We start from the raw sequence: 23,041 nt of genomic DNA, 5'->3' as shown, positions 1-23,041 counted from the left end.
AGCCTTTTACGCCAGCACGTTCGCACGTTGAATCAGTAACTCGACCGTGCCGTGACTTACGACGACACCATGGCACAGGGCCAACTCGGCATGCACCCGACGGGCTCCGTATACCCCACGAGCGGCGGAGTGAATCCGCACGATGAGGTCGGTCAGCCAGGCGTGCCGCACCGACCGCGCCGACGGTGCCCGGTCTCTTCAGGCGTGGAACCCCGACTCGGACACCTCACCTCCTCACTGGTCACCTTGCCGGTCTTCGTCCCTGTGGTTGCGGAGCAGGGTGGCGAGAACAGTGCGGGTGTCGCGACCGCTGGAAACGACTGGGTGCCCCAGTCCTACTCGGGATGCCGTGCTGCTCGCGGAATGAGAGCTTGCCGGCCACGCATCGAGGGGTCGGTCTGCGTGGCGTCGTGCGAGGGGGTCCCGGTTCCGCCGGGTAGCCGCCTTGGCCGCCAAGGTTGAGGATGACGCTGTGCGCGCCGCTTTCTGTAATGTCCACTTGAGACGTGAGGGTCCAGGTGCGTTTGCGGCCGGTTGACGACGTGCTGTCCGAGCAGGCCGCTCATTCTGGGCGGCAGCCGTTGCTGGTCGCCGGCTGGCGTGGGCCGTCCGCTCATCTCGGGCTGCATCCGCTCGGACGAGCGGTCATGCAGCGGGAGCATGTTGTGTTGGGTGGTCCGGATGAGGAACTGGCGTTGCGGCTCGTGCACCGGTCCGGGTGTTCGTGGGCCAGATCGCGGGCCCCGGTCCAGTCCGCCAAGCCGTTGTCGTGAGCTCCCAGGCCTGGTGAACGCCCTTGTCCTACACCGGTCCGCTGCGTCGCGTCGTCGAACGCGATAGCGGCATCACGAGTGGTCTGCAACGGTGTGCGGTGCTTGGGGACCGCCGACCAGCCTGGGTGGTAGATGCTGCGGTTCCGGGGATGGGTGCCGGCGGGCGGACGAAGTAGTCATCTCGAAACTGAACGCAGCGCTCACCGCGATTACCGGCGGACAACGATGCGTTGGCCGAACCGCATCTCGTCCGATGCGCAGCGTCGTCGTAGAAGTTCGCCCACCAAGAAAGCAATCGGGACAGTGGCACCACCATGTCACACCGCCCACTGTGGACGGTGTGACAGCGGAAGATCGTCTGTGCTACGTTCTTCGTGTGACACGTCCCCATGGCGGACGGGGAACACACAAGATCATCGCGGCGATCGGACACATAATTTGCCCCACGATGTAATTCCAGGTCAGCTGGGTTGCGTCGTGGGGTTTCGTGTTTCCGTCATCGCGTCGAACCTACCCGTCGAACGTTGCTCGTGGGTGGTGTGCCGGTGTGCCGGCAAGAGGAGCGGGCGGCGCCCGGCTTTGCGTGCGCAGTCCTGTTGACCGTGGCTGTCCGGGTGGTCGTACGGCGGTGGGTCGTTTGTGGGGGCATGGGAAGCGTCGCGGAAGCGGGCGGTGTTGAAGGCGGCGCCGTGGATCCTGGGGCGGTGGTGGTGCCGCTGTGGCGTGGCGGGGCGACTTGGGCGGGTGTGTGCCTGGTGAGGGTGTCGGATGGGGCGGGCTTCGCGAGCCTTCGCATCGCTATGGCTTGTGGGTGTGTCGGGCTGGTCGGCTTCTGAGGCGGTCTTGTAGCTCAGGGCCAGCAGGAGCTGTCTGCCTGTCCGTCCACGGTCTTCGTTCCCATGCATGTGGTGGACAGGCTGCGGTGTGGGGCGTCTGCGTGGTGTGCGTGCTCGCATGATGGTGCCGCGGTCGAGGAGTGTGACGCCGGTGGCGTCGCAGCGGAAGGCGAGTCCGAGTTCGTCGATCAGCCGTGCGGTCTGTTCGGGGTCGGGGTTGTCGGCGAGGCCTGCGGTGGTGAGGTGTGCGGTGATGTGGGGGAGTAGGTGGTCCTCGCGGAGGTAGAGGTTGCGCGGTGCGCCCGCTGGTTGGGTGCGTGCGGTGGTGTGGCCGTGGCGGCAGCGGTAGGCGGCGCGTCCGTGGGAGCGGTGGGAGTCCATCTTTCGTCCGCACACCCCGCAGTGGAGTCGGCCCGCCAGCAGGTAGACGGTCTCGCCGCCATCGGGGTCGGTCGGGTGTGCGTTTGGTCTGGTGGCCTTGATGGTCTGGGCGGTGCTGCCCAGAGAGGCGCAGTTGGCCAGGACGGTGTTCCGACACACCAACCTGGCCAGAGCATGGTTGGCGGGAGGAGGTGGCGCAGGACGGCGTAGAGCGTCAGTCCTGCGCAGGGGCTTTGGGGTGCGGCGGAGCTTGGTGCAGATCGCCTGGGCGACGGATGCGAGGGTGACATGGCGGTGCCAGCCGAGCCAGGAGCGGCCCTCGAAGTGGTCCGAAACCGAGGCCGTCCTTGAGTTCGCGGTAGTCGTGCTCGATGCGCCAACGGACCTTGGCGATCTTGACGAGATCGCGCAGGCGGATGTCGGGCGGGAGGGTGGACAGCCAGTAGTCGGTGCGCTCGGCGCGCCGGTGGGCCATTCCGCGAGCAGCCAGCACTCCGCAAGGCTGCCGTCCGCGGCTCTCGGGATGTGCCGGTTGGCCGGGCGTACCCGCAACGCCAGGAACCGCGACCGCATCCGCCCGGTCGAGTTGGCCGTGCTCTTGTGGGAGCTGTGGCGCCAGACCACGAACCGGCCCGCCGACCGGCCCGCGGCCGTCACCAGCGTCTTCAGATCGATCGGCGGATCCGGGTAGCGGGGTTCGGGTCGGTGCCCGATTCCGCCGTAGGCGGGCGTCACCGGCACCGCCGTGGCGGGGCGGGTGGTGGCGATCGGGTTGACCGCCACCGCGTAGGTCAGTCCACAGTCGGTGAGTCCCCTGGCCGAAGTCGGCGGCGTCGCCGTAGCCGGCTTCGGCCATCACGGGCCGCGCCGGCAGGCCCCACTCGGCAAGCTCGTCGATCATGTCCAGCGCCAGCCCGCCACTTCTCGCGATGCCTCGCCTCGTCGGGGGATTGAGCACCGTTGCCGCCTGTGCCGGACTTCGGCCACCTGGTCCGGGCCGGTGGCCTTGCGGTCGTCCCAGGACTCGGGCAGGAAAAACCGCCAGTCCAGCGCCGCCGACGCCAGTCCGTCACCGCGTGCACGCTGACCACGACCTGGCAGTTCGCGGTCTTGCCCAACGCCCCGCAGTACATCCGCGCCACCCCAGGCGAGGAGCTCCCGTCCTTGGGAAACCCCGCCAGGCGGAGCGCTGCGGACGCGTCGGTGGGACTGGTTGATCAAGAAATGTCGAAGCGATCGCTCAGCGAGCGGATGGCGGGGTCCCACTGCCACCTGTTACCGAGATGTAACGTTGACATCAGTTGTCATACGTCTTATGTTTCGTCCACCGCACGCTCACAGCACCACTCATGAGGTTTTTGACCCACACCGCAGTCGGATACGTCGACGATAGGCCCAGCGATGAGGCGTACACGAAGCACCACGGCACTGCTGTCGCGCCGATCATCGGGCGCTGTCGTATCTGACGGGGAGCGGCATCCGGCTTGTCTCCTACAACCGCGGCCCGGTCGATCCCCCAACCAGTAGGGCTGCTTCCGCGACTGCCGCGCGCGCCTGCTCGGCAACATCATGGAAAAGGGTCAGGCGTGCGCCGACCCGTTCTCGCGGTCACCCTCGTCGCAAGGTGACGATTCAGGCGATCCCGGAATCGGACATCCGCAGCCTGGGCTCATATCTGTCATGATTCAGGAGAGGACCTAGTGTGACGTCACCATTTCTCCCCAGACGGGCGCTGTCAGTAGCGCTGGCCATAGCCATGATCGGGCTCTACCTCATGGGATCCTCGGCCTACACGCCGGCTTCGGCCGCCGCTCAGGCGACCTACTACGTTTCACCCACGGGCAAGGATGACAACCCCGGGACGATCACGTCGCCTTTCCGGACCGTGCAGCGCGCGCGGGACGTCGTCCGCACGGTCAACAGCGATATGACCGGAGACATCCAGGTGTACCTCCGGGGCGGTAACTACCCGGTGACGAGCACGATCGAGTTCACCCCCCGCGATTCGGGCACGAACGGGTATCGGGTGCTCTACTCCGCGTACCCGAACGAGACGCCGGTTCTCAACGCCGGTGTCCAGGTGCCCGGGTGGACGCAGCACAGCGGAAACGTGTGGAAGGCGCCGCTCAATCGCGCCAACAAGCTGCGTGCGCTCTACGTCAACGACAAGCGCGCGCACATGGCGACGAAGACGATCAACTCGGCGGGCTGTCACGGGACGTACACCGTCACGGCCGGTCAGGCCGCCTGGGCGTGGGAGTCCGGTTCCGAGTGCGACGGAGCCAAGTACAGCCTGACCGATCTGCCCGCCGTCGCCAACAACCACTCCGATCTCGAGATCGAGACGCGGACGACCTGGTCCACTGCCATCGTCGGGGTTCGGGAGGTCACCACGACCGGTGACGGCGCCAATCGCGTCGCCCTGTTCCAGCAACCCGGCGCGGCCATCGCGCAGGGTGCGGCTTACGCGCCCTTCCAGCCCGGCGGCAGCCACAAGTTCATGAACGCCTACGAGTTCCTGGACACGCCGGGCGAGTTCTACTTCGACCGGGCCGGCAAGACGGTGTACTACTACAAGGCCGATTCCGACAACATGTCGACGGCGACGGTGTGGGCGCCGAACAACGTGGCCACGGTGCTCAAGGTCGCCGGCACCTCCACCACCGGCCACGTCCGCAACCTCACGTTCTCGGGACTCACGGTCGAGCACTCCGACTGGAACCTGACCGAGGTGGCGGGCTCGGTGTTCAAGCAGTCCACGCAGGGCAGCACCGCCGCGCACTCGTACGGGCAGAAGAACTTCCACCACTACTTCTACCGCAATGTCGACATCGCGCCGGGCATCGTCCAGGTCGAGAACGCCGACGGCATCGTGCTGGAGCGCAACACGGTGCAGCACACCGGTGCCGACGGCATCAGCCTGCTCAACGACGTGACGGATTCGCGGGTGATCGGGAACCGCACGAACGACATCGGCGGGTCCGCGATCACTGTGGGGCACCCCCAGCACGTCTACATCGGGGACTACACCACCACGAACCGCGAGAAGTACCCGGTGGGCGTCGAAGGGGTCGTCAAGAACATCGAGATCAAGAACAACTACCTCTACGACACCGCGGTGCTGTTCAACGCGCACAGCCCCGTGTCGGCCTACTTCGTCGACAGCGTGACCGTGCAGCACAACGTGATCGAGAAGACGCCGTGGGCCGGGATCACGCTCGGTTGGGGGTGGTGGAACTTCGACGGGTCCTCAGGGTCCATCGTGCCGGACAAACCGACCACCACGGCCAGGAACAACAACGTCAGCTACAACCATATCATCGACACGATGCAGCGGTTGAGCGATTCCGCGCCCGTCTACACGTTGGGCAGCCAGCCGGGCACCACCATCAGCAACAACTACATCCAGGGAGTGCCGGGCGGCCACAAGTACGGACTCCACCCGGACGAAGGCTCGGCCTTCATCACCTACCAGAACAACGTCCTGAACGTCGATCCGAACCTGCGGTACACCATCAACTCCGGCAACTGGGGACGCCAGCACGACCTGAAGATGACGCAGATCTACGGGACCGTAAACAAGATCTTTGAAAAGAACGTGCCGAACAGCACCATCGAGGACGTGCTCGCCTACGAGAACAACGTCTGGCCGTCGGCCGCGTACCGCATCGCCGCTGAATCCGGCATCGAGCCTGCGTACCGGAACATCCTTCCCGGCAATCGGCCCGTCACGCCGGACCACGTGTTGCCGGCCAGCGTCTTCAACGACGGCCGCACCTCGTCGATCCCCATCCGGAGCACCGGCGACGCGAGCAGGACGATCTGGCTGGCCCCGGCGGGCACGACCACCTTCGCCGTCGGCAGCACGATGACCAAGGCTGCCGGCAACGCCACCTCCATCGCCATCCCGGAGGCGCTCGGCGACTACAGGCTCTACGTCGTGGACGCGCAAGGGAACCGGTCGGCCGAGTCGAAGTCGGTCGTCCGGCAGCAGTGGACCCGCGTGGACGACAAGGACACCCGCGTCACGTACAACGCCGGGGGCACGTGGAGCAACTGGGACGACAGCCGGGACTTCCGCGGCTCGGAGTCGTACACCTCCCGGGCGGGTGACCACGCCGAATACACCTTCACCGGTACGAGCGTGCAGTACCTCGGCATGAAGCAGTCCAACATGGGCAAGGTCGACGTCTACCTCGACGGCACACTCGTGCAGTCGGACATCGACGCCTATTCCTCCACCACGACGAAGCAGGCGGTGCTGTTCGAGAAATCCGACCTGTCCGTCGCCACGCACACGATCAAGGTCGTGTGCAAGGGCACGAAGAACACCGCCTCCACCGGCACGGTGTGCGCGGTGGACGCCTTCTTCAGCGTGGGGGTCGGGGATCCGGGCGCCAGCTACAAGATCGTGAACAAGAACAGCGGGAAGGTCGCGGACGTGGTTGACGCGTCCACGTCGGACGGCGCGAAGGTGCACCAGTGGGACTACCTGTGGGGCTACAGGAGCGCCGCCAACCAGCAGTGGAGTTTCGGGTCGGCGGGTGTGCGCGACTTCGAGATCGCCAGCCGGAGGAGCGGCAAGCTGCTCGACGTCTCCGGCGCGTCCACTGCGGACGGTGCGACCGTCATCCAGTGGACCGACCAGAACGGCGCCAACCAGCGCTGGCAACTGGTCGACGGCGGCAACGGGTACACCAAGATCAAGAACGTGAACAGCGGCAAGGTCCTCGACGTGTCCGAGGCGTCCACGGCATCGGGTGCTCAGCTCGTCCAGAACACGGACACGAGCGCCAACAGCCAGCTATGGCAGATCCTCCGGGTGAACTGATCCGCACCTACTCGGCGTGAGCGGTGAAGTCGCCGACAACGGGACGATGATTCAACTCCGGTCCTCGCTGACCGGGGGAGGAACCTGAATTCCTGACCAAGGTTCGGGGCCAGGCCACAGTGCCTGGCCCCGAATCCGTGTGCCGCGGCTGGTAGGTCCCGTAGGGCTCGACCTTGTCGATCACGACCGCAGCAGCGGCTCTCGGCGACAGGACCGGCACGACGTTCCTGTACGGGTGAAGCCGGCAGCTCCTGTAGTTGTGCACCGAGCCTGAATCCTCGGTCAGGGGCACGAGCACGATGGCGGCCAGGACGGAGTCCACGCGGTGAAATCCTCCCCAGCACGGATGACCTTCGGTGGCGCGCGACCCCGACGGAGCAGCGGAAAGGGCGCGGTACCCGGCGTTGCGCCGGGTACCGCGCCCTTCCTATTCGGTGCAGACTTCACCAGCAGGGGCGGCTGCCTTCTGCAGACGACGAATCCGGCTTGCTCGTACTTCCGTCCCGGACGAAGTTCTGCGTCCACCGCGGATCGAGCGCCCCGGACTGCCGGTCGTGCCCCAGATCGGTCAACTGGCGGACGGACCCCCGCCTGGTTGTCCGGTCAGGTGCCAGATCTCCCGCATTGGCGCCCACCCGGCGCCGCCGGAGTCGGGTGCGTCCAAGGACTCCTGGCAAGGTTCGGTCAAGGCCCACCAGCGCTGCGTCTCGGAGTCGGCGGCGATGCGGGCCTGGTCGGCGTCGTGGTCGTCGCCGATGTACTCGTAGTAGCCGAAGAGCAGGTCGTCGTGCAGGAAAATGCTGAAGTTGCGGATGTTGGCGTCGAGCAGCATCCGCTCGACGGAGGGCCACACCGCGGCGTGCAGCCGCAGGTATTCCTCGCGTCGGTCCGGGCGTAGCCGGATCACCATGCCGTAGCGCTGTGGGCGGTCCATTTCCGTCTCCTCGGGGCCTGCCTGCCCGGCCGCGCGGCCGGGCAGGCATTGGGTTCACGCGTTGAGAGCGGGGCTCTTCTGTTCGCTGCCCGCCTCGACGGGGTGCAGGCGGTGTCCGGCGCGTTCCGGTCGGATGTGGGTGCCGCCGGACCTCGGATCGGGGAGTCGACGGTGGGCCGCGGCGATCGCCTCTTCGTCGAGGCGGATGCCCAGGCCGGGGCGGTCGCCGAGGAGGTACGCGCCGTCCTCGACGTGGTGGTCGACGGAGACCCCCAGCGGTGGCCGGAGGTCTTGCAGCTCACTGACCAGGTGGTTGGGCACCGAGGTCGCGGCGTGCAACAGGCCGACCGGTGTGGTGCCGATGGGGCTGACCGGAAGCTCGTGGGCATGTGCGAGGGCGGACACCCGCAGGAAGTGGGTGATGCCCCAGACCGCGGCCGTCTGCACGACGTCGACCGCTCCGGCCGCGATGAGCGGGCGGAACTGTTCGAGCCCGGTGAGGTTCTCCCCGGTCGCGACCGACGCGCGCACGCCACTGCTGACGACCGCGTGGCCTTGCGCGTCCCACCGCCGGACGGGCTCCTCGATCCAGGTCAGGTCCACGGTTCGCTCGAGTTCGCTGACGTGGCGGACGGCCTGCTTGCGCGTCCAGGTCTCGTTGACGTCGAGCATCAGGCCCGGTCGTGTCCCGTGGCCGGCGTCGGTGAGGACGTCGCGGACCAGGGTGAGACGGTGCCGGTCGCGCTCGACGTCGAGGCCGCCCTTGAGCTTCGCCGAGCGTAGTCCGCGGTCGGCGTAGGTCTGGTACAGCGCAACGAGGTCGTCGTCGTCCAACGCGATGTCCAGCCCCGAGGCGTAGGCGGGTACGCGGCGGTCGCGTCCGCCGAGCAGTCGCCACAGCGGTTCGCCGGCGATCTGCGCCTTGATGTCCCACAGCGCGGTGTCGAGGGCGCCGATGGTGCCGAACACCGCGCCCGCGTGGCCCGCCTTGAACACCTGGCGCAGCATCCTGTCGTAGAGGGACGTGACACCGCGAGGGTCTTCGCCCTCCAAAGCGGCGAAGACCGAGTCGATCTCCACGTGTGGTCCGAGCCCGACGCCGGTGATGCCCTCGTCGGTCTCGACGACGACGAACGGAACCCGGATGAGGCCGTCGGCGAAGACGCCGTTGGCGTCGCCGACCGGCCGGCCCCAGTCCTGGACCGTGGTGAGGGTCCGGTAACCGGTGATGCGCATGTCAGCCCTTCGTGGCCCCGGCGGTGACGCCGTCGGCGATCTGGCGTTGCAGGAACAGGTAGACGAGCAGGACGGGCACCGCGGCGATCAACACGCCGGAGGCGAACGTCGGGATGTCGTCGGAGTACTGACCGCGCAACGAGGTGACACCGACCATGAGCGTGCGGTTCTCAGAAGACGGCATCATGAGCAGGGAGATGAGCACGTCGTTCCAGCAGAACAGGGCGTTGAGCACACCGACCGACAACAGCGCCGGCGTACCCATCGGGAGCATGATCCGCCAGTAGACCCCGTACACGGTGTTGCCGTCGATGCGCGCGGCGTCGACGATCTCCGGCGGCACGGTCGAGTAGAAACTGGTCATCAGGAAGATCGTGAACGGGAGGAACTGCGCCACATAGGCGAGGACGAGCCCCGGGTAGGTGTCGATGAGGCCGGTGTCGCCCATGATTCGCGCCAGCGGAACCATGATCACCTGGAACGGGACGAACAGCGCGGCGAGGATGCCCAGGAAGAGGGTGGACGAGCCGCGGAAGCGCAGCCGGGCGAGTGCGAAGCCGGCCATCGACCCGAGCAGCAACAGCAGCGCGACCGAGCACGCCACGACGATCACCGAGTTCAGGAAGTACCGGGACATTCCGACGCTCGTCCACGCCTTGACGATGTTGTCCCAGTGCAGCGAGTCGGACAGCGAGAACCGGTCGAGGATGTACTCGCGCCGGGTCTTCATGGCGACGTTGGTGGTGAAGACCAGCGGGTAGATCGTGGCCAGCGCGAGCGCGGCCATCGGGACGGCGACGACCCACTTCGCCAACCGTGTGCCGGACATCATTCCTCCTTGCCCGCGCGGCGCAGGACGGCGATCTGGGCCAACCCTACGACGAGCATGATCAGGAACAGCGCGGTCGACGCCGCGGACGCGAGCGCGGGCTGGTTGAACTGTCCTTGTTGGACCCAGATGTAGTACTCGGGCAGGTAGGTGGAGCCCTCGGGTCCGCCGCCGGTCATCACGAACAGCAGACCGAACATCGACGTCAGCATGCCGATCATGGTGGTCACGAAGACGAACTGGATGGTGCGGGACAGGCTCGGGATGATCACGTGCCGGATGGTTTGCGGCAGCGTCGCGCCGTCGACCTTGGCGGCGTCCAGCAGCGAGGGGTCGAGGGTGGAGAACCCGGCGAGGAAGACGACCAGCGCCATGCCGAACGTCGCCCAGATGTGCACGCCGACAACAGCGAAGATCGCCACGTCGGGATCGCCGAGCCAGTCCACCGGGCCGAGGCCCACCGCGCCGAGGGCCGCGTTGAGCGGGCCGTCGTAGGCGAGCAGCAGGTTGAAGATCGCCCCGACGATTACCGGGGAGAGCACGGCCGGGAAGAAGTAGACGGCCCGGTAGAACCGGTTCCCGGGCACCTTCAGGTAGATGAACGTGGCGAGCAGTCCGGGGATCGCCACCGCCACCGGGAGCAGCAGCACGAGCAGGCCCACGTTGCGCAGCGCGGTGCGGAACAGCGGATCGTCCAGCAAGGTCAGGTAGTTGGCCAGACCGACCCACATGCCGTTGCGGTCGCCGTCACCGGTGAAGGAGAAGTTGACGCCGAGCAGCAGCGGCCACAGCCGCAGCACGACGATGATCAGCACAGCCGGGGCCAGCAGGACGAACGGGGCCAGGCGCTCGGCCCCCGGCCCGCGGCGGTTGCGCGGTGGCGACGGCCGGGCCGGTTGCGGTCGGCGTGGCGGGGCGGTGATGGTGGCACCCCCGGTCGGCCCGGCCGAAGCCGGGCCGACCGGGGACGGAGAACGTCCGGTCACGCTGATCAGCCCGTCTTGTCGGAAGCGGCCAACTGCGCGACGACCTCGTCCACGGTGATCGAGCCGCTGAGCAGCTGCTGCGAGAGCCGCCCCATCAGGTCGACCGTCTTGGACGGCAGCGCGACGTGCAGGGCGGGCTTGCCGGTCTTGACCTCCGAGACGATCGTCTGGACGGCCGGGCCGCCCGAGGAGAGGTCGATCGTGGTGTCGGACGCGATCGCGCCACCATCGGCGTAGAAGGCGCTCAGGGCGTCGGTGGAGGTCAGGGACCGCACCAGGTCTGCGGCGACCTCCGGGTCCTTGGTCCACTTCGCGACCCCGTAACCGATCCCGCCGTCGTACGGGAGGCTCGGCGTCGCCGCGGGGTTGACCAGGGGCGCGTCCATGACGCCGACCGTGTCCGAACCGAGGAACTCGGTGAAGTCCTTCCAGTGCCCGACATCGGACATCAGACCGATGACGTTCGCGGCCTTGGTGGACTGGAACGCCGCGAACGCGTCGTTGAACATCGCGGTGGAGTTGGCGCCGTCGGTGTTCAGACCGGCGTCGTTCGCCTGCTTCCAGAGCTCGAAGATCCGCTTCACGTCCGGCGAGGACCAGTTCCGCTTCCCGGCGATCCAGTCGTCGTACTCCTGCGGGGTCAGGGTCGCCGATCCGAAGGCCGACAGGAAGAACTGGATGCCGATGCCCTCCTTGTTGCCCAGCGCCAAGCACTTCGCGCCGGTCTTCTCGGTGATGACGCCGCAGTCCTTGACGAAGTCGTCCCAGGTCTTGGCCGGAGAGTCCTGGTCCAGCCCGGCCGTCTCGTAGAGCGCCTTGTTGTAGTACAAGGGATGGCCCTGGAGGGTGACCGGTGCCGCGTAGGCTTTCCCGTCCTTGGTGAACGCGTCCCAGCCGGCCAGCCGCTGCTTGTCCTCGGCGATGTAGGTGTCCAGTGGGGCCAGCGCGTCGACCCTGTCGCGGATCTGGCCGCCGCCGTTGAAGAGGATGACGTCGGGCCCCTTGCCGGCCTGGATCGCCGCGCCGAGCAAGGTGTAGTACTGGTCGAACGGTTGGGCTACGAACTCGACCTCGATGTCGGAGTGCTTCTTGGCGAAATCGGCCTTGGCCTTCTCCACGTAGCGGGCCGCGTTCTCGTCACCGGACTTCCAGTCCCAGACCACAAGCTTGTTGCCCGAGTCTCCGGACTGGGAATTCGGTCCTGCGGCGCTGCCGCAACCGGCGGTCAACGTCAACCCCACGACCAGGGCAGCAGACCATAGTGTGCGCTGCTTCATCGCTGCTCACTTCTTCTTCAGACGGTGGCCGGGCGACGGAAGGGCCCGACGAAGTGCGAAAAAGGTAACTCGTATGACGTCTGACGTCAACGCGTCCTTTTTGCTATGCTGATCCACGTCCGAGGCGCGTGGTCTCGGGCGCAACCGGAGGGAACGATGGCGGCACAGCAACCGAGTGCGAGCGCGCCCACCACCCCGAACTGGGTGCGTCGGCCGGCGAACCTGGCCACCGCGGTCGCAGTCGAGCTCGTGGAACGCATCGCGCGCGGCGTTCACCCCTCGGGGACGTCGTTGCCGCCCGAGCCCGCGCTGTGCGAGATGTTCTCGGTGAGCCGGACCGTCATCCGGGAAGCGGTGAAGGCACTCCAGGCCAAGGGGCTGGTCCAGGTCCGGCAGGGCGCGGGCACGGTGGTCACCCCGCCGTCGATGTGGAACATGCTCGACGAACTCGTCCTCGGGGCCGTCATCGCCCAGGACGAGACCCTGAGCGTCCTGGACGACCTGGTGGTCACCCGCCGGCTGCTCGAGTCGGACATGGCCCAGGTCGCCGCCCGTGCCGCCGAGCAGGACACCGTCGACCGGCTGGGTGCTCTCGTGGACCTCATGGACCAACTTGTGGACGACCCGGTCGCTTATCGCAAGCAGGACGGGATCTTCCACGACACGATCATGCAGGCGTCGGGCAACCGGATCGCCCGTGGCGTCGTGCGATCCCTGGAGAGCCAGGTCATCAACACCGCCCGCTACATGGGCAGAAGCGAACGCGACCTTTGCGTGGCCTCCAACCAAGGGCACCGCCACATCTACGAGCGGATCGCGGCACACGACCCGACCGGCGCCGCCGAAGCCATGTTCACCCACATCACCGAGGCGTGGCTGGTGCGTCGTAGCGACGCCGGAGACCCCGGCCGCCTGGAACGTTAGGCCCCGGCAGCGTTGATGCCGAGCACCGGTTGGCGTACGACTTCGCCGGCCAGGTGCCCGCGAAGCCTGCGATGAATACGCCAGATCCGGGTTAGTGGATCACACCGTCACGCACGTGAACGAATGGAGCGATCGACCATGGGTGACTTCGACGGACTGGTGGCACTGGTCACCGGTGGTGGCTCGGGGATCGGCCGGAGCACGGCCGAACTGCTGTCCCACCGCGGTGCGCGGGTCGCCGTGCTCGACTTGGCGGCGAGTGACCTCCCCGGCGACATGTTGTTCGTGCGCACGGACGTCACGGACGACCAGAGCGTCCGCGACGCCGTGGAGGCGGTCGTCGAGCAGTTCGGCGGCCTCGACGTGGTGGTGAACAACGCGGGGATCGGGGCACAGGGCGACGTCACCGCCGCCACCGACGACGAGTGGCTCAGGGTGTTCGACGTCAACGTGTTCGGGATGGCCAGGGTCGCCCGCACCTGCCTTCCCCACCTCCGCAACTCGCGCGCCGCCGCCATCGTGAACACCGGCTCGATCGCGGGGACCGCGGGCCTGCCGCAGCGGGCGGTCTACACGGCGAGCAAGGGCGCGGTGCACGCGCTGACCCGCGCGCTCGCCGCCGACCACATCCGTGAGGGTGTCCGGGTGAACGCCGTCGCCCCCGGCACCGCGGACACCCCGTGGGTGCGGAGGCTGCTCGACTCGGCACCGGACCCCGTGGCCGAGCGCGCGGCGCTGGAGGCCAGGCAACCGCACGGCCGACTGGTCCGCGCGGAGGAGATCGCCGCGGCGATCGCGTTCCTCGCGAGCCCCCTGTCGGGCTCGACCACCGGGACGGTGCTCGCCGTCGACGGCGGCATGGACGGCCTCCGGTTGCGTCCGGGCGCCTGACGCCGTGGATCGAACAACGATGGCCGCCGAACGGACCGCCCGCGACAAGAACCCCGTGTCCAGGCTGGGGTACGGAGCCGCCGCGCTGGGCAACCTCTACACCGAGGTGACCGACAGCCAGTCCCGCGCGGTGGTCGACGCCGCGTGGGAGGCCGGCGTCCGGACCTTCGACACCGCTCCGCACTACGGGCTGGGACTCTCCGAACGCCGTCTCGGGGCCGCCCTGGCGGGCCGCCCGCGCTCGGAGTTCACGCTGTCCACCAAGGTGGGACGGTTGCTGGTGCCCGATCCGGCCGGAGAGCGGCGGGACACGGAGGGCTTCGCCGTCACGACATCTTGCCGCCGAGTGTGGGACTTCAGCGCGGCCGGCGTGCTGAGGAGCCTGGAGTCCTCGTTGGAACGCCTCGGGCTCGACCGGGTGGACGTGGTCTACCTGCACGACCCGGACGACCACTGGGAACAAGCGGTGGGTGAAGCGGTGCCCGCGCTGGTGGAGCTGCGCGAGCAGGGAGTGATCAGCGCGGTCGGTGTCGGCATGAACCAGTGGCAGCTGCCCGCGCGGTTCGTGCGCGAGTCCGATGTGGACGTCGTCATGCTCGCGGGCCGCTACACGTTGCTGGAACAGCCCGCGTTGGCCGAGTTCCTGCCGCTGTGCGCGAAGCGCGGGGTGGACGTCGTCGCCGCCGGGGTGTTCAACTCCGGCCTGCTGGCCCGCCACGAGGTGCCGGACGACGCCACGCATGACTATCGGGCGGCGCCGGAGGACGTGATCGACCGCGCTCGGCGGATCGCCGCGGTCTGCGCACGGCACGGCACGACACTGCCGACCGCGGCGCTGTGGTTTCCCTTCGGACACCCGGCGGTAACCGGCGCGGTCGTCGGAGCCCGTACCGAAGCCGAGATCCGCGTGAACGTCGCGGCGCTCGCCGCGCCACCTCCCCCTGGGCTGTGGGCAGAACTGCGCGACGAAGGACTGCTCGCGGCCGACGTGCCGACTCCGTGATCAGGAACAGACAAGACTCGAACGAATGAGGAACGACAATGCGACTGTTGCGAGTGGGCGACCCCGGATCCGAGGTTCCCGTGGTGCTGGACGAGTCCGGTCACGCGCGTGACCTACGGCCCATCACGAGTGGGATCGGCGGTGACTTCCTGGCCGACGGCGGTGTGTCGCGGGTGCGCGACGCCCTCACCGGCGGTGACCTGCCGGCGATGGACATCACGGGAATGCGGATCGGCGCGCCGGTCTCCCGCCCGGGTGCCCTGGTGTGCATCGGCCTCAACTACTCTGACCACGCGGCCGAAACCCGGGCGGAACCACCGGCCGAGCCGGTGGTGTTCATGAAGGCCACCAACACGATCGTCGGACCTGACGACACCGTGCTGGTGCCCAGGACAAGCGTGAGCACCGACTACGAGGTGGAGCTGGCCGTCGTGCTGGGCGGCACCGCGCGCTACCTGGACAGCCCGCAGGACGCGGCGGCGGTGATCGCGGGCTATGCGATCTCCGACGACGTCAGCGAACGCGACTTCCAGCTCCACCGGGGCGGCCAGTGGACCAAGGGCAAGTCCTGCGAGACGTTCAACCCGTTGGGGCCGTGGCTGGTCACCGCCGACGAGGTGGGCGACCCGCAGGCACTGAGGTTGAGGCTGAGCGTCAACGGACAGCCGCGGCAGGACGGCAACACGGCGAACATGCTGTTCGGCGTGCACCACATCATCTGGTACCTCAGCCAGTTCATGGTGCTGGAGCCCGGTGACGTGGTGAACACCGGCACACCCGCGGGCGTGGCGCTCGGCGCCAACGACTTCGGCTACCTGCGTGAAGGTGACACGGTCGAGGTCGCCGTCGACCGCTTGGGCGTGCAGCGGCACCGGATCGGGCAAGCGTGACCACGATGCACCGGATCGACGCCCACCACCACCTCTGGAACCTCGCCCCCCGGCATGAGGACTGGCTCGACGGGTGGCACATGGCGCCGATCCGACGTGACTTCGACGAGGCGGACCTGCGTCTGGTGACCGGGCCGTCCGGGGTGGACGCCACGGTCCTGGTCCAGGTCCTCGCCAACCTTGAGGAGACGGTGGAGTTCCTCGCGTTGGCAGCGGGATCCGACCTGATCGCGGGTGTCGTGGGGTGGGTGGATCTGACCGCGCCCGACGTCGCCGAGCAGTTGGACCGGCTCCGCTCCGGACCCGGCGGTGAGCGGCTGGTCGGCATCCGGCATTTGGTGCAGGCCGAGCCGGACCCGGAGTGGTTGACACGTGCCGACGTGGTGGCCGGGTTGCGTGCGGTGCGTGATGCCGGTCTTGTCTATGACTTGTTGACCCGGCCGCATCAACTGACGGTCGCGCTGGAAGTGGTGCGGGCGGTGCCGGATCTGGTGTTCGTGCTGGATCACTTGTCCAAGCCGGACATCGCGGGTCGGACCGTCGAGCCGTGGGCGACCCACCTGTCCGAGCTGGCCGACGAACCGAACGTGGTCGCGAAGCTGTCCGGTCTGGTGACCGAGGCGGATTGGGTGCGGTGGACCGTGGCGGATCTGCGGCCGTATGTCGACGTGGCGCTGGAGGCGTTCGGTCCGGATCGGCTCATGGTCGGCTCTGATTGGCCGGTCTGCCTGCTTGCCGCCTCCTACGAGCAGGTCATCGACACCGCCGAGCAGACGACCGAAAGCCTGACGACCGCTGAGCGCGACTTGGTCTTCGGTGGCACGGCTGCTCGTGTCTACGGGTTGGGGACGGACTGATGGACACGGTGCGGCTGGCTTACGGCGAGACGGGGTTGGATCTGCGGGTTGATCCGGCGTTGACCACGGTGGTGACGCCCCGGCACCACCGGGCCACCGAAGCACCCCGGGAGATCCTGCGTCGGGCGTTGCGCGCGCCGGTTGCCGGGCCGCCGTTGCGGGATCGTGTGCGTCGTGGTCAGACGGTGGCGATCTCGGCGTGTGACGGGACGCGTCCGCAGCCTCGGGAGTTGATGATCCCGGCGATCTTGGAGGAACTGGACGGTCTGGTCGATCTGGCCGACGTCGTGGTGTTGGTGGCTACCGGGACGCATCGGGGTAACTCGGGGGCTGAGTTGCGTCGGATGTTCGGTGACGAGGTGGTCGATTCGGTGCGGATCGTCAACCACGACGCCCGCGATCGGAGCAGCCTGACGTGGATGGGGGAGTTCGGCGCGGGTGTGCCGGTGTGGCTCAACAGCGAGTGGGTTGACGCGGATGTGTGCATCACGACCGGTTTCGTGGAGCCGCATTTCTTCGCGGGGTTCTCGGGTGGGCCGAAGTTGGTCGCGCCGGGTCTGGCGGCGTTGGAGACGGTGCTCGTGCTGCACGACGCGCGCCGGATCGGTGATCCGCGGGCGGCGTGGGGGATCGTGGAGGGCAATCCGGTGCACGACGACGTGCGTGCGATCGCGGCTGCCACGGGGGTGACGTTCGGGTTCGACGTGGTGCTGGACCAGGACAAGCAGGTGGTCGCCGCGTTCGGCGGTGACCTGCTTGGCATGCACGCGGCGGCGGTGCGTACCGCGCGTGAGGTGGCGATGAGGCCCGTGCCGTGGTTGTTCGACGTGGTGGTGACCACGAACTCCGGCTATCCGCTGGACCAGAACCTCTACCAGGCGGTGAAGGGCATGTCGGCCGCTTACCAGGTGGTGAAGCCGGGTGGGGTGATCGTGTGCGCGGCCGAGTGCCGCGACGGCTTCCCCGACCACGGGTCGTACCGCGAGGTGTTGGCGTCCGCTGATTCGCCGGCGGCGTTGTTCGCTGAGATCTCCGCCCGTGAGGTGACGGTGCCCGATCAGTGGCAGGTGCAGATCCAGGCGCGTATCCAGGCCGAGTGCCGGGTCGTCATGCACACCTCCCATCTTAGCGACGCCGAGTTGGCCACCGCGCATCTGGAGCAGACCGCGGACGTTTCGGCGACGGTGGCGGAGGCTCTCGCGGCGGCTGGGCCGGATGCCCGGCTGTGTGTCCTGCCCGAAGGGCCACAGACCATCCCCTATGTGGAGGGGACCCTTCGGTGAACGGGACGGTCCTGGTGTGCCTGGACAAGTTCCGGGGTTCGCTCACCGCTGAGCGGGCTTGTTCGGCGGTAAGCGAGGGCATAACGGACGCGGGCGGTCGGGCGGTGGCGATGCCCGTCGCCGATGGCGGCGAGGGCACCGTGGCGGCGTTGGTGCGTGCCGGCTACGACGAGGTGCGGGTCGAGGTCTCCGGTCCGACGGGGGAACCGGTGCGGGCCGCGTTAGCCGTGCGCGGTGAACGTGCGGTGATCGAGATGGCGCAGGCCAGCGGGTTGGACGTGCTGCCCGGTGGCCGGTTGGCGCCGTTGACGGCGGACACCTTCGGCACCGGTGAGCTGATCCGTGCCGCGCTGGACCGCGGCTGTCGCGATCTCGTTCTCGCCGTGGGCGGTAGTGCCACGACGGATGGGGGTGCGGGTCTGCTGCGTGCTTTGGGCGCGCGCATCACCGGTGCCTCGGGTGAGCCGGTCGGACCTGGCGGCGAGGCGTTGGTCGGCGCGGCGTGCGTGGACCTGTCGGGGCTGGACCCGAGGTTGGCGCTCGCGCGGGTGACGTTGGCGTCCGATGTGGACAATCCGCTGATCGGGCCGAACGGTGCCGCCGTGGTGTTCGCGCCGCAAAAGGGTGCGACGGCGGGGGACGTGGAGGTGTTGGAGCGAGGGCTCTGCCGGTTCGCGGCGGTGATGGCGGCGGAGGTCGGGCGGGACGTGAGCGGGAAACCGGGTGCGGGTGCGGCCGGTGGCATCGGATTCGCGGCGTTGGCCGCGCTCGATGCGCGGCGGGCGTCCGGGGCTGACTTCGTGCTGCGTGAGATCGGTGTCGAGGACGCGTTGCGGGAGGCTTCGCTGGTTGTGGTGGGGGAGGGTCGGTTCGACGAGCAGAGCCTGCGGGGCAAGGCGCCGATCGGGGTGGCCGAGGCGGCACGGCGGCACGGGGTGCCGGTCGTGGTGGTCGCGGGCGACGTGCGGCTCTCCGCCGAACGGCTGCGCGACGTCGGTGTGGTCGCCGCCTGGTCGCTGCTGGAGCGCACCGGCGACGTCGACACCGCGATGCGACAGGCTCCCGCGCTGCTCACGGCGATCGGGCGCGAACTCGTCACGCAAGCACCCATCGTCGGCGCGGAAGGACGATGAACATGGCCGGACCGGACGCGGTCGATCTCGGGTTCGCCAGGGTGGATGTCGATCGTGAAGCACGGCAGGGGTTGCCCGAGGTGGTCTACGGCAGCGGGAAGACACCTGACCAGATCGTTGCGATCGTGCGTACCCTGCTGCGGCACAACGACGGCCCGGTGCTGGCCACGCGCGTGGAGTCCGATGCGGCGGCGTCCGTGCTGGCTGCGGTGCCTGGCGGCTCGTACGACAGCGTGGCCCGTTTGTTGGTGTGGCGTCCGGCCGCGCCGACCGGGTTCGGCGTGGTGGTGGCTGCGGCGGGCACGGCGGACCTGCCCGTGGCGCGTGAGGCTGCTGCCGTTGCCACCGCTGTAGGGCTCGGTGTCACGACTGTCACCGATGTGGGTGTGGCGGGTCTGCACCGGCTGCTGGCCGAGCAGGACCGCTTGCGGGCGGCGGACACCGTGATCGTCGTGGCGGGGATGGAGGGCGCTTTGGCGAGTGCGGTCGGTGGTCTGGTCGACTGCCCGGTGGTCGCCGTGCCCACCTCGACCGGCTACGGCGCGAGTCTCGAGGGCATCACCGCCTTGTTGGCGATGCACGCGTCCTGCGCCGCCGGGATCACGGTGGTGAACATCGACTCGGGCTTCGGTGCCGCGATGGCCGCGTTCCGGCTCGCCCGCGTGGCCGGACGGACGCCGTGAGCCGCGTCTGCGTCATCTCGCCGTTCACCGGGCTGGCCGGCGACATGCTGCTGGCCGCGCTGGTCGACGCCGGCGCACCGCTGGACGCTATCCGCGCGGCCGTGGCCGACACCGGACTGACCGGCTGGGACCTCACCGTCACTTCGGTTCTCACCCACGGACTCACCGGCAGCCGGGCCGTCGTGACGGTGACCGACGACGCCACGAGCCGCAGTGCGGGAGAGCTGATCGCCATGGCCGGCCGCGTGCGGGATCGGGCGGTGGCGGACACCGCGGTCGCCGCGCTGCAAGCGATCGCCGACGTCGAGGGCCGTCTGCACGGCGAAGACCCCGACCGGGTGCACCTGCACGAACTCGGCGGCCACGACACCCTCGTGGACATCGTCGGCGTGGCCGCCGCGCTGCACGCCCTGGACGTGCGAACCGTGCACTGCGAAGCGTTGCCGATCGGCGCCGGATCGGTCCGCACGGCCCACGGCGTGCTGCCCTGTCCGGCCCCGGCCACCTCGGCGCTGCTGCACGGCGCACGCGTCGTCGGCACGAGCCTGTCGGGGGAGACCGTGACGCCGACCGCCGCGGCACTGCTGCGCGCGATCGGCGCCGACTACGGCCCGCCGCCGGAAATGCGCATGGCGTCCACCGGCTACGGCGTCGGCACCAGGACCCTGTTCGACCGGCCCAACGTGGCCGTCGTCCGGCTCGGCGACCGGGAAACAGCGGACGTGCGTGACCTGGTGGTGCTGGAGACGAACCTGGACGACGTCACCGGCGAGGTCCTCGGCTACGTCGTCGCCCACCTGCTCGACTCCGGCGCACTGGACAGCTGGACCATCCCCGCCACGATGAAAAAGGGCAGGCCCGCGCACGTGCTGCACGCGTTGGCGACGCCCGAGACCGCGGACGACATCGAACGGCGGATGCTCGCCGAGACCGGCTCGCTCGGCGTGCGGCGGACCAGCGTGCGACGCACCGCGCTGCCCCGAACCACCGACACCGTCCACGTCCACGGCCTGCCGATACGCCGCAAACACGGACCACACCACGGCAAACCCGAATACGACGACGCCGTCACCGTCGCCCGACAGACCGGCCTGCCCCTGCGCACCGTGCTCGCCATCGCCGCCGAAAGCCCCGAGGAGCACTGATGGACACCAACACCGCCGCCGCCCGGCTCGTCGCGCACCTCACCGAGATCGGCCCGGTCGCCGTGGCCTTCTCCGGCGGCGTCGACTCCGCGCTCGTGCTCGCCGCCGCCGCACGCGCCCTCGGCCCCGACGCGGTGCTCGCCGTCACCGCCGACTCCGCCAGCCTCGCCACCGCCGAACTCACCCACGCCACCGAGTTCGCCGCCCACCTCGGCGTCCGCCACCTGACGCCCACGACCACGGAACTGGACAACCCCGCATACGCCGCCAACGGCCGCGACCGCTGCTACTTCTGCAAGTCCACCGTGCTGGACACCATCACGAAGACCGCACGCGACCACGGCCTGCCCGCGGTGGCGACCGGCGTCAACGCCGACGACGCACACGACCCCTTCCGCCCCGGCATCCGCGCCGGCGACGAAATCGGCGTCCGCACACCACTACGCGACCTCGGACTGACCAAGACCGACGTCCGTGAGGTAAGCCAACTCTGGAACCTGTCCACATGGGACAAACCAGCCATGCCCTGCCTCGCCAGCAGAGTGCGCTACGGGGTCACCATCACCCCCGCCCGCCTGGCCAGGGTCGAACGCGCAGAGGTCGCCGTCCGCACCTGGCTCGCCGACGCCGGCACACCAACCCGAGACCTCCGCGTCCGCGACCTGGATGACACCGCCCGAGTCGAAATCGACCCGCACCTGGCCGACCGGCCGGAAATCGCGCCGGCGCTGACCGAGGTCGTGCTGGCGGCGGGCTTCGACGGCGTCGAACTGGCGGTGTTCCAATCCGGGGTGCTCAACCACGAGCCGACCCGGTGACCGGAGTGCGCCGCGATCGGCGTCTGGACTGCTTCACATCCGACGCACAGGGTGGCCGGGCCGACAGCGTCTGGTTGCTCGACGGGCCCGGTCGGCGTTCCACCCGTGTCGGGCCATGACGCCCCCTTGGCCTGGTCGATGACCTCGGACACAGGGACACCCTGCTGATCTTTCCGGGCGGCGATGACCCGGTCATGGTCGGCGCGTCGAGTCGGGCGTCGGCATCGCCTGCGAGCGTGGTGCGGCACGGCGCCGACGATATGGCGCGATGAGGGCGGACGATGTGATGGGTCATACTCGTCCAGTGGGTGCAACGGGTCACGTCAAGGTCGAGACCTCCGTACCGGAGGCGGATGGGGACGCCACCTACCGGCCGGGTTATACCCGGGCGGCAGAGCGGATCCTGGAGTTCATCACCGAGCAGGGCTTCGGGCCGGGTGACCGGCTACCCACCGCGGCGCGGTTCGCGGAGATCCTCGGTGTCAGCCGCACGATCACCCAGGACGCGCTGAAGACCCTCGCGGCCACCGGCCGGATCAGCACGCAACGCGGGCGGGGCATCTTCGTCGCCGATCCGGTGGACGTGCCGGTGTCGTCGGTGGCCGGGTTCGTGCCGACCGACATCACCCACATCATGGCTATGTTCGAGTTCCGAGGGGTGCAGGAACAGGCTGCGGCCGGCCTGGCCGCGAAGCGGGCCACGCCGGTCGAGTTGGTTGCCATCGACGACGCCCTCGAAGCGTATGCCCGATCACTGGAGGCCGCGGATCCGAGGGTGATGGCGGACGCCGACGAGTCCTTCCACCGTGCGGTCGCCAGGGCCGCGCACAATGTGTTCTTGCTCGGCTCGATCGCGACCGTTCAGGGTCTGCAACGGCGGGTGGTGGCGGCGGCGTTCGGCGGTTTCAGCGGTGGTCCGGTCGCCACCGCTTTGGCGGAACACCGTCAGATCTTCGAGGCCGTCCGACGCGGAGACGCCGAACAGGCTGGCATCGCGGCCTTGGCGCACGTCGAGCGCACCCGCGTGAGTTACGAGGCGGAGATCGATCGGCGAGTCTTCCGGTCGTCCTGACCGCAAGCACGGGGCAGACCGGCAGGCAGATATCTGCCTCTTGGTCTTGTCTGAGACTCGCTCCATCCGAGGCAAATGAACCTGGTTAATATCCGGTCTGTGGTCCAGTGGTTGCCGCGCATGCCCAGCCTTGCCCTGGTTCTGCACGACGGGACAAAGGGCTGATCTGCGTCTTCCTGGCGTCGATCGTGCTTGGGACGCGTCCAAATGGAGCCTACTCATTTCGGTCAGTGGCTGATAATGTCGCACACATCACACC

21 protein-coding genes and 2 pseudogenes are annotated in these 23,041 nt (G+C 68.5%); 14 read left to right on the top strand and 9 right to left on the bottom strand.

What is annotated here, in order from left to right:
• Positions 1 to 6: 6 nt before the first annotated feature.
• On the bottom strand, positions 7 to 171 hold the full coding sequence (locus F4560_RS46660; RefSeq protein ID WP_184920925.1) for an IS3 family transposase: 165 nt from the start codon (positions 169 to 171) through the stop codon (positions 7 to 9).
• A gap of 335 nt (positions 172 to 506) precedes the next feature.
• Here F4560_RS46660 and F4560_RS16205 point away from each other — a divergent pair, with 335 nt between their 5' ends.
• Positions 507 to 773: a hypothetical protein gene (locus tag F4560_RS16205; RefSeq protein WP_184920923.1), complete on the top strand. Its 267-nt coding sequence runs from the start codon at positions 507 to 509 to the stop codon at positions 771 to 773.
• 461 nt (positions 774 to 1,234) lie between these two features.
• Here the strand turns inward: F4560_RS16205 and F4560_RS44640 are convergent, their stop codons facing one another.
• A complete protein-coding gene (locus F4560_RS44640) occupies positions 1,235 to 1,990 on the bottom strand; it encodes a hypothetical protein (protein ID WP_184920922.1) in 756 nt (251 codons plus the stop codon).
• Positions 1,991 to 2,240: 250 nt separating this feature from the next.
• Here F4560_RS44640 and F4560_RS44635 point away from each other — a divergent pair, with 250 nt between their 5' ends.
• The gene (locus F4560_RS44635; protein WP_184920920.1) at positions 2,241 to 2,681 is read left to right on the top strand and encodes a hypothetical protein; all 441 of its coding nucleotides are present in this window, start codon (positions 2,241 to 2,243) and stop codon (positions 2,679 to 2,681) included.
• 93 nt (positions 2,682 to 2,774) lie between these two features.
• On the opposite strand, the pseudogene F4560_RS46655 reads toward F4560_RS44635, so the two are convergent.
• Positions 2,775 to 2,891: pseudogene (locus tag F4560_RS46655) on the bottom strand (transposase); the annotation flags it as partial.
• A gap of 82 nt (positions 2,892 to 2,973) precedes the next feature.
• Positions 2,974 to 3,123 (bottom strand): annotated as a pseudogene (locus F4560_RS46650) (hypothetical protein); the annotation flags it as partial.
• 569 nt (positions 3,124 to 3,692) lie between these two features.
• On the opposite strand from F4560_RS46650, the gene F4560_RS16185 reads away from it, so the two are divergent.
• On the top strand, positions 3,693 to 6,821 hold the full coding sequence (locus tag F4560_RS16185) for an RICIN domain-containing protein (protein ID WP_221483519.1): 3,129 nt from the start codon (positions 3,693 to 3,695) through the stop codon (positions 6,819 to 6,821).
• A 568-nt stretch (positions 6,822 to 7,389) separates the two neighbouring features.
• Here F4560_RS16185 and F4560_RS16180 read toward each other — a convergent pair.
• From F4560_RS16180 to F4560_RS16160, 5 genes are read right to left on the bottom strand one after another with little or no spacing between them, the layout of a single operon-like run.
• Complete coding sequence (locus F4560_RS16180; protein ID WP_184920916.1) at positions 7,390 to 7,755, bottom strand: L-rhamnose mutarotase; 366 nt, start codon at positions 7,753 to 7,755, stop codon at positions 7,390 to 7,392.
• Positions 7,756 to 7,809: 54 nt separating this feature from the next.
• A complete protein-coding gene (locus tag F4560_RS16175) occupies positions 7,810 to 8,991 on the bottom strand; it encodes a mandelate racemase/muconate lactonizing enzyme family protein (RefSeq protein ID WP_184920914.1) in 1,182 nt (393 codons plus the stop codon).
• A 1-nt stretch (position 8,992) separates the two neighbouring features.
• Complete coding sequence (locus tag F4560_RS16170) at positions 8,993 to 9,820, bottom strand: carbohydrate ABC transporter permease (protein ID WP_184920912.1); 828 nt, start codon at positions 9,818 to 9,820, stop codon at positions 8,993 to 8,995.
• Positions 9,820 to 10,806, bottom strand: a complete 987-nt coding sequence (locus F4560_RS16165) for a carbohydrate ABC transporter permease (protein WP_184920910.1) — start codon at positions 10,804 to 10,806, stop codon at positions 9,820 to 9,822. Before F4560_RS16165 ends, F4560_RS16170 begins: the two co-directional genes overlap by 1 nt.
• Positions 10,807 to 10,811: 5 nt before the next feature.
• The gene (locus F4560_RS16160; protein WP_184920908.1) at positions 10,812 to 12,083 is read right to left on the bottom strand and encodes an ABC transporter substrate-binding protein; all 1,272 of its coding nucleotides are present in this window, start codon (positions 12,081 to 12,083) and stop codon (positions 10,812 to 10,814) included.
• Between the two features lie 156 nt (positions 12,084 to 12,239).
• Between F4560_RS16160 and F4560_RS16155 the strand changes: the two genes are divergently transcribed.
• The 11 genes from F4560_RS16155 (at position 12,240) to F4560_RS16105 (ending at position 22,782) form a co-directional block, all read left to right on the top strand.
• Entirely contained in the window at positions 12,240 to 13,007 is a 768-nt protein-coding gene (locus F4560_RS16155) for a FadR/GntR family transcriptional regulator (protein WP_184920907.1), read from the top strand.
• Positions 13,008 to 13,145: 138 nt separating this feature from the next.
• Positions 13,146 to 13,898 (top strand): SDR family NAD(P)-dependent oxidoreductase, encoded by a 753-nt coding sequence (locus tag F4560_RS16150; RefSeq protein WP_184920905.1) that lies wholly within the window; start codon positions 13,146 to 13,148, stop codon positions 13,896 to 13,898.
• 19 nt (positions 13,899 to 13,917) lie between these two features.
• Positions 13,918 to 14,901: an aldo/keto reductase gene (locus tag F4560_RS16145; RefSeq protein WP_184920903.1), complete on the top strand. Its 984-nt coding sequence runs from the start codon at positions 13,918 to 13,920 to the stop codon at positions 14,899 to 14,901.
• Between the two features lie 38 nt (positions 14,902 to 14,939).
• Positions 14,940 to 15,791, top strand: coding sequence for a fumarylacetoacetate hydrolase family protein (locus F4560_RS16140; RefSeq protein WP_184920901.1), 852 nt, complete (start codon positions 14,940 to 14,942; stop codon positions 15,789 to 15,791).
• A 5-nt stretch (positions 15,792 to 15,796) separates the two neighbouring features.
• A complete protein-coding gene (locus tag F4560_RS16135) occupies positions 15,797 to 16,648 on the top strand; it encodes an amidohydrolase family protein (RefSeq protein ID WP_184929172.1) in 852 nt (283 codons plus the stop codon).
• Complete coding sequence (gene larA / locus F4560_RS16130; RefSeq protein WP_184920899.1) at positions 16,648 to 17,931, top strand: nickel-dependent lactate racemase; 1,284 nt, start codon at positions 16,648 to 16,650, stop codon at positions 17,929 to 17,931. Before F4560_RS16135 ends, larA begins: the two co-directional genes overlap by 1 nt.
• Positions 17,928 to 19,064 carry a glycerate kinase gene (locus tag F4560_RS16125; RefSeq protein ID WP_184920897.1) on the top strand — a complete coding sequence of 379 codons (1,137 nt, stop codon included), beginning with the start codon at positions 17,928 to 17,930 and terminating at the stop codon, positions 19,062 to 19,064. Before larA ends, F4560_RS16125 begins: the two co-directional genes overlap by 4 nt.
• A 2-nt stretch (positions 19,065 to 19,066) precedes the next feature.
• On the top strand, positions 19,067 to 19,747 hold the full coding sequence (gene larB, locus F4560_RS16120) for a nickel pincer cofactor biosynthesis protein LarB (RefSeq protein ID WP_221483518.1): 681 nt from the start codon (positions 19,067 to 19,069) through the stop codon (positions 19,745 to 19,747).
• On the top strand, positions 19,744 to 20,892 hold the full coding sequence (gene larC, locus F4560_RS16115) for a nickel pincer cofactor biosynthesis protein LarC (RefSeq protein WP_312869320.1): 1,149 nt from the start codon (positions 19,744 to 19,746) through the stop codon (positions 20,890 to 20,892). The genes larB and larC overlap by 4 nt, the downstream gene beginning before the upstream one ends.
• Positions 20,892 to 21,710, top strand: a complete 819-nt coding sequence (larE, locus tag F4560_RS16110) for an ATP-dependent sacrificial sulfur transferase LarE (RefSeq protein ID WP_184920893.1) — start codon at positions 20,892 to 20,894, stop codon at positions 21,708 to 21,710. The genes larC and larE overlap by 1 nt, the downstream gene beginning before the upstream one ends.
• Before the next feature lie 268 nt (positions 21,711 to 21,978).
• Positions 21,979 to 22,782 (top strand): FadR/GntR family transcriptional regulator, encoded by an 804-nt coding sequence (locus F4560_RS16105; protein ID WP_184920891.1) that lies wholly within the window; start codon positions 21,979 to 21,981, stop codon positions 22,780 to 22,782.
• The last annotated feature ends 259 nt before the right edge of the window (positions 22,783 to 23,041 follow it).

This window comes from Saccharothrix ecbatanensis, from assembly GCF_014205015.1.
GTDB classification, from domain to species: Bacteria; Actinomycetota; Actinomycetes; order Mycobacteriales; family Pseudonocardiaceae; genus Actinosynnema; species Actinosynnema ecbatanense.
The sequence above is the reverse complement of the archived record's forward strand: the minus strand, read 5'-3'. Positions and strand labels throughout refer to the sequence as shown.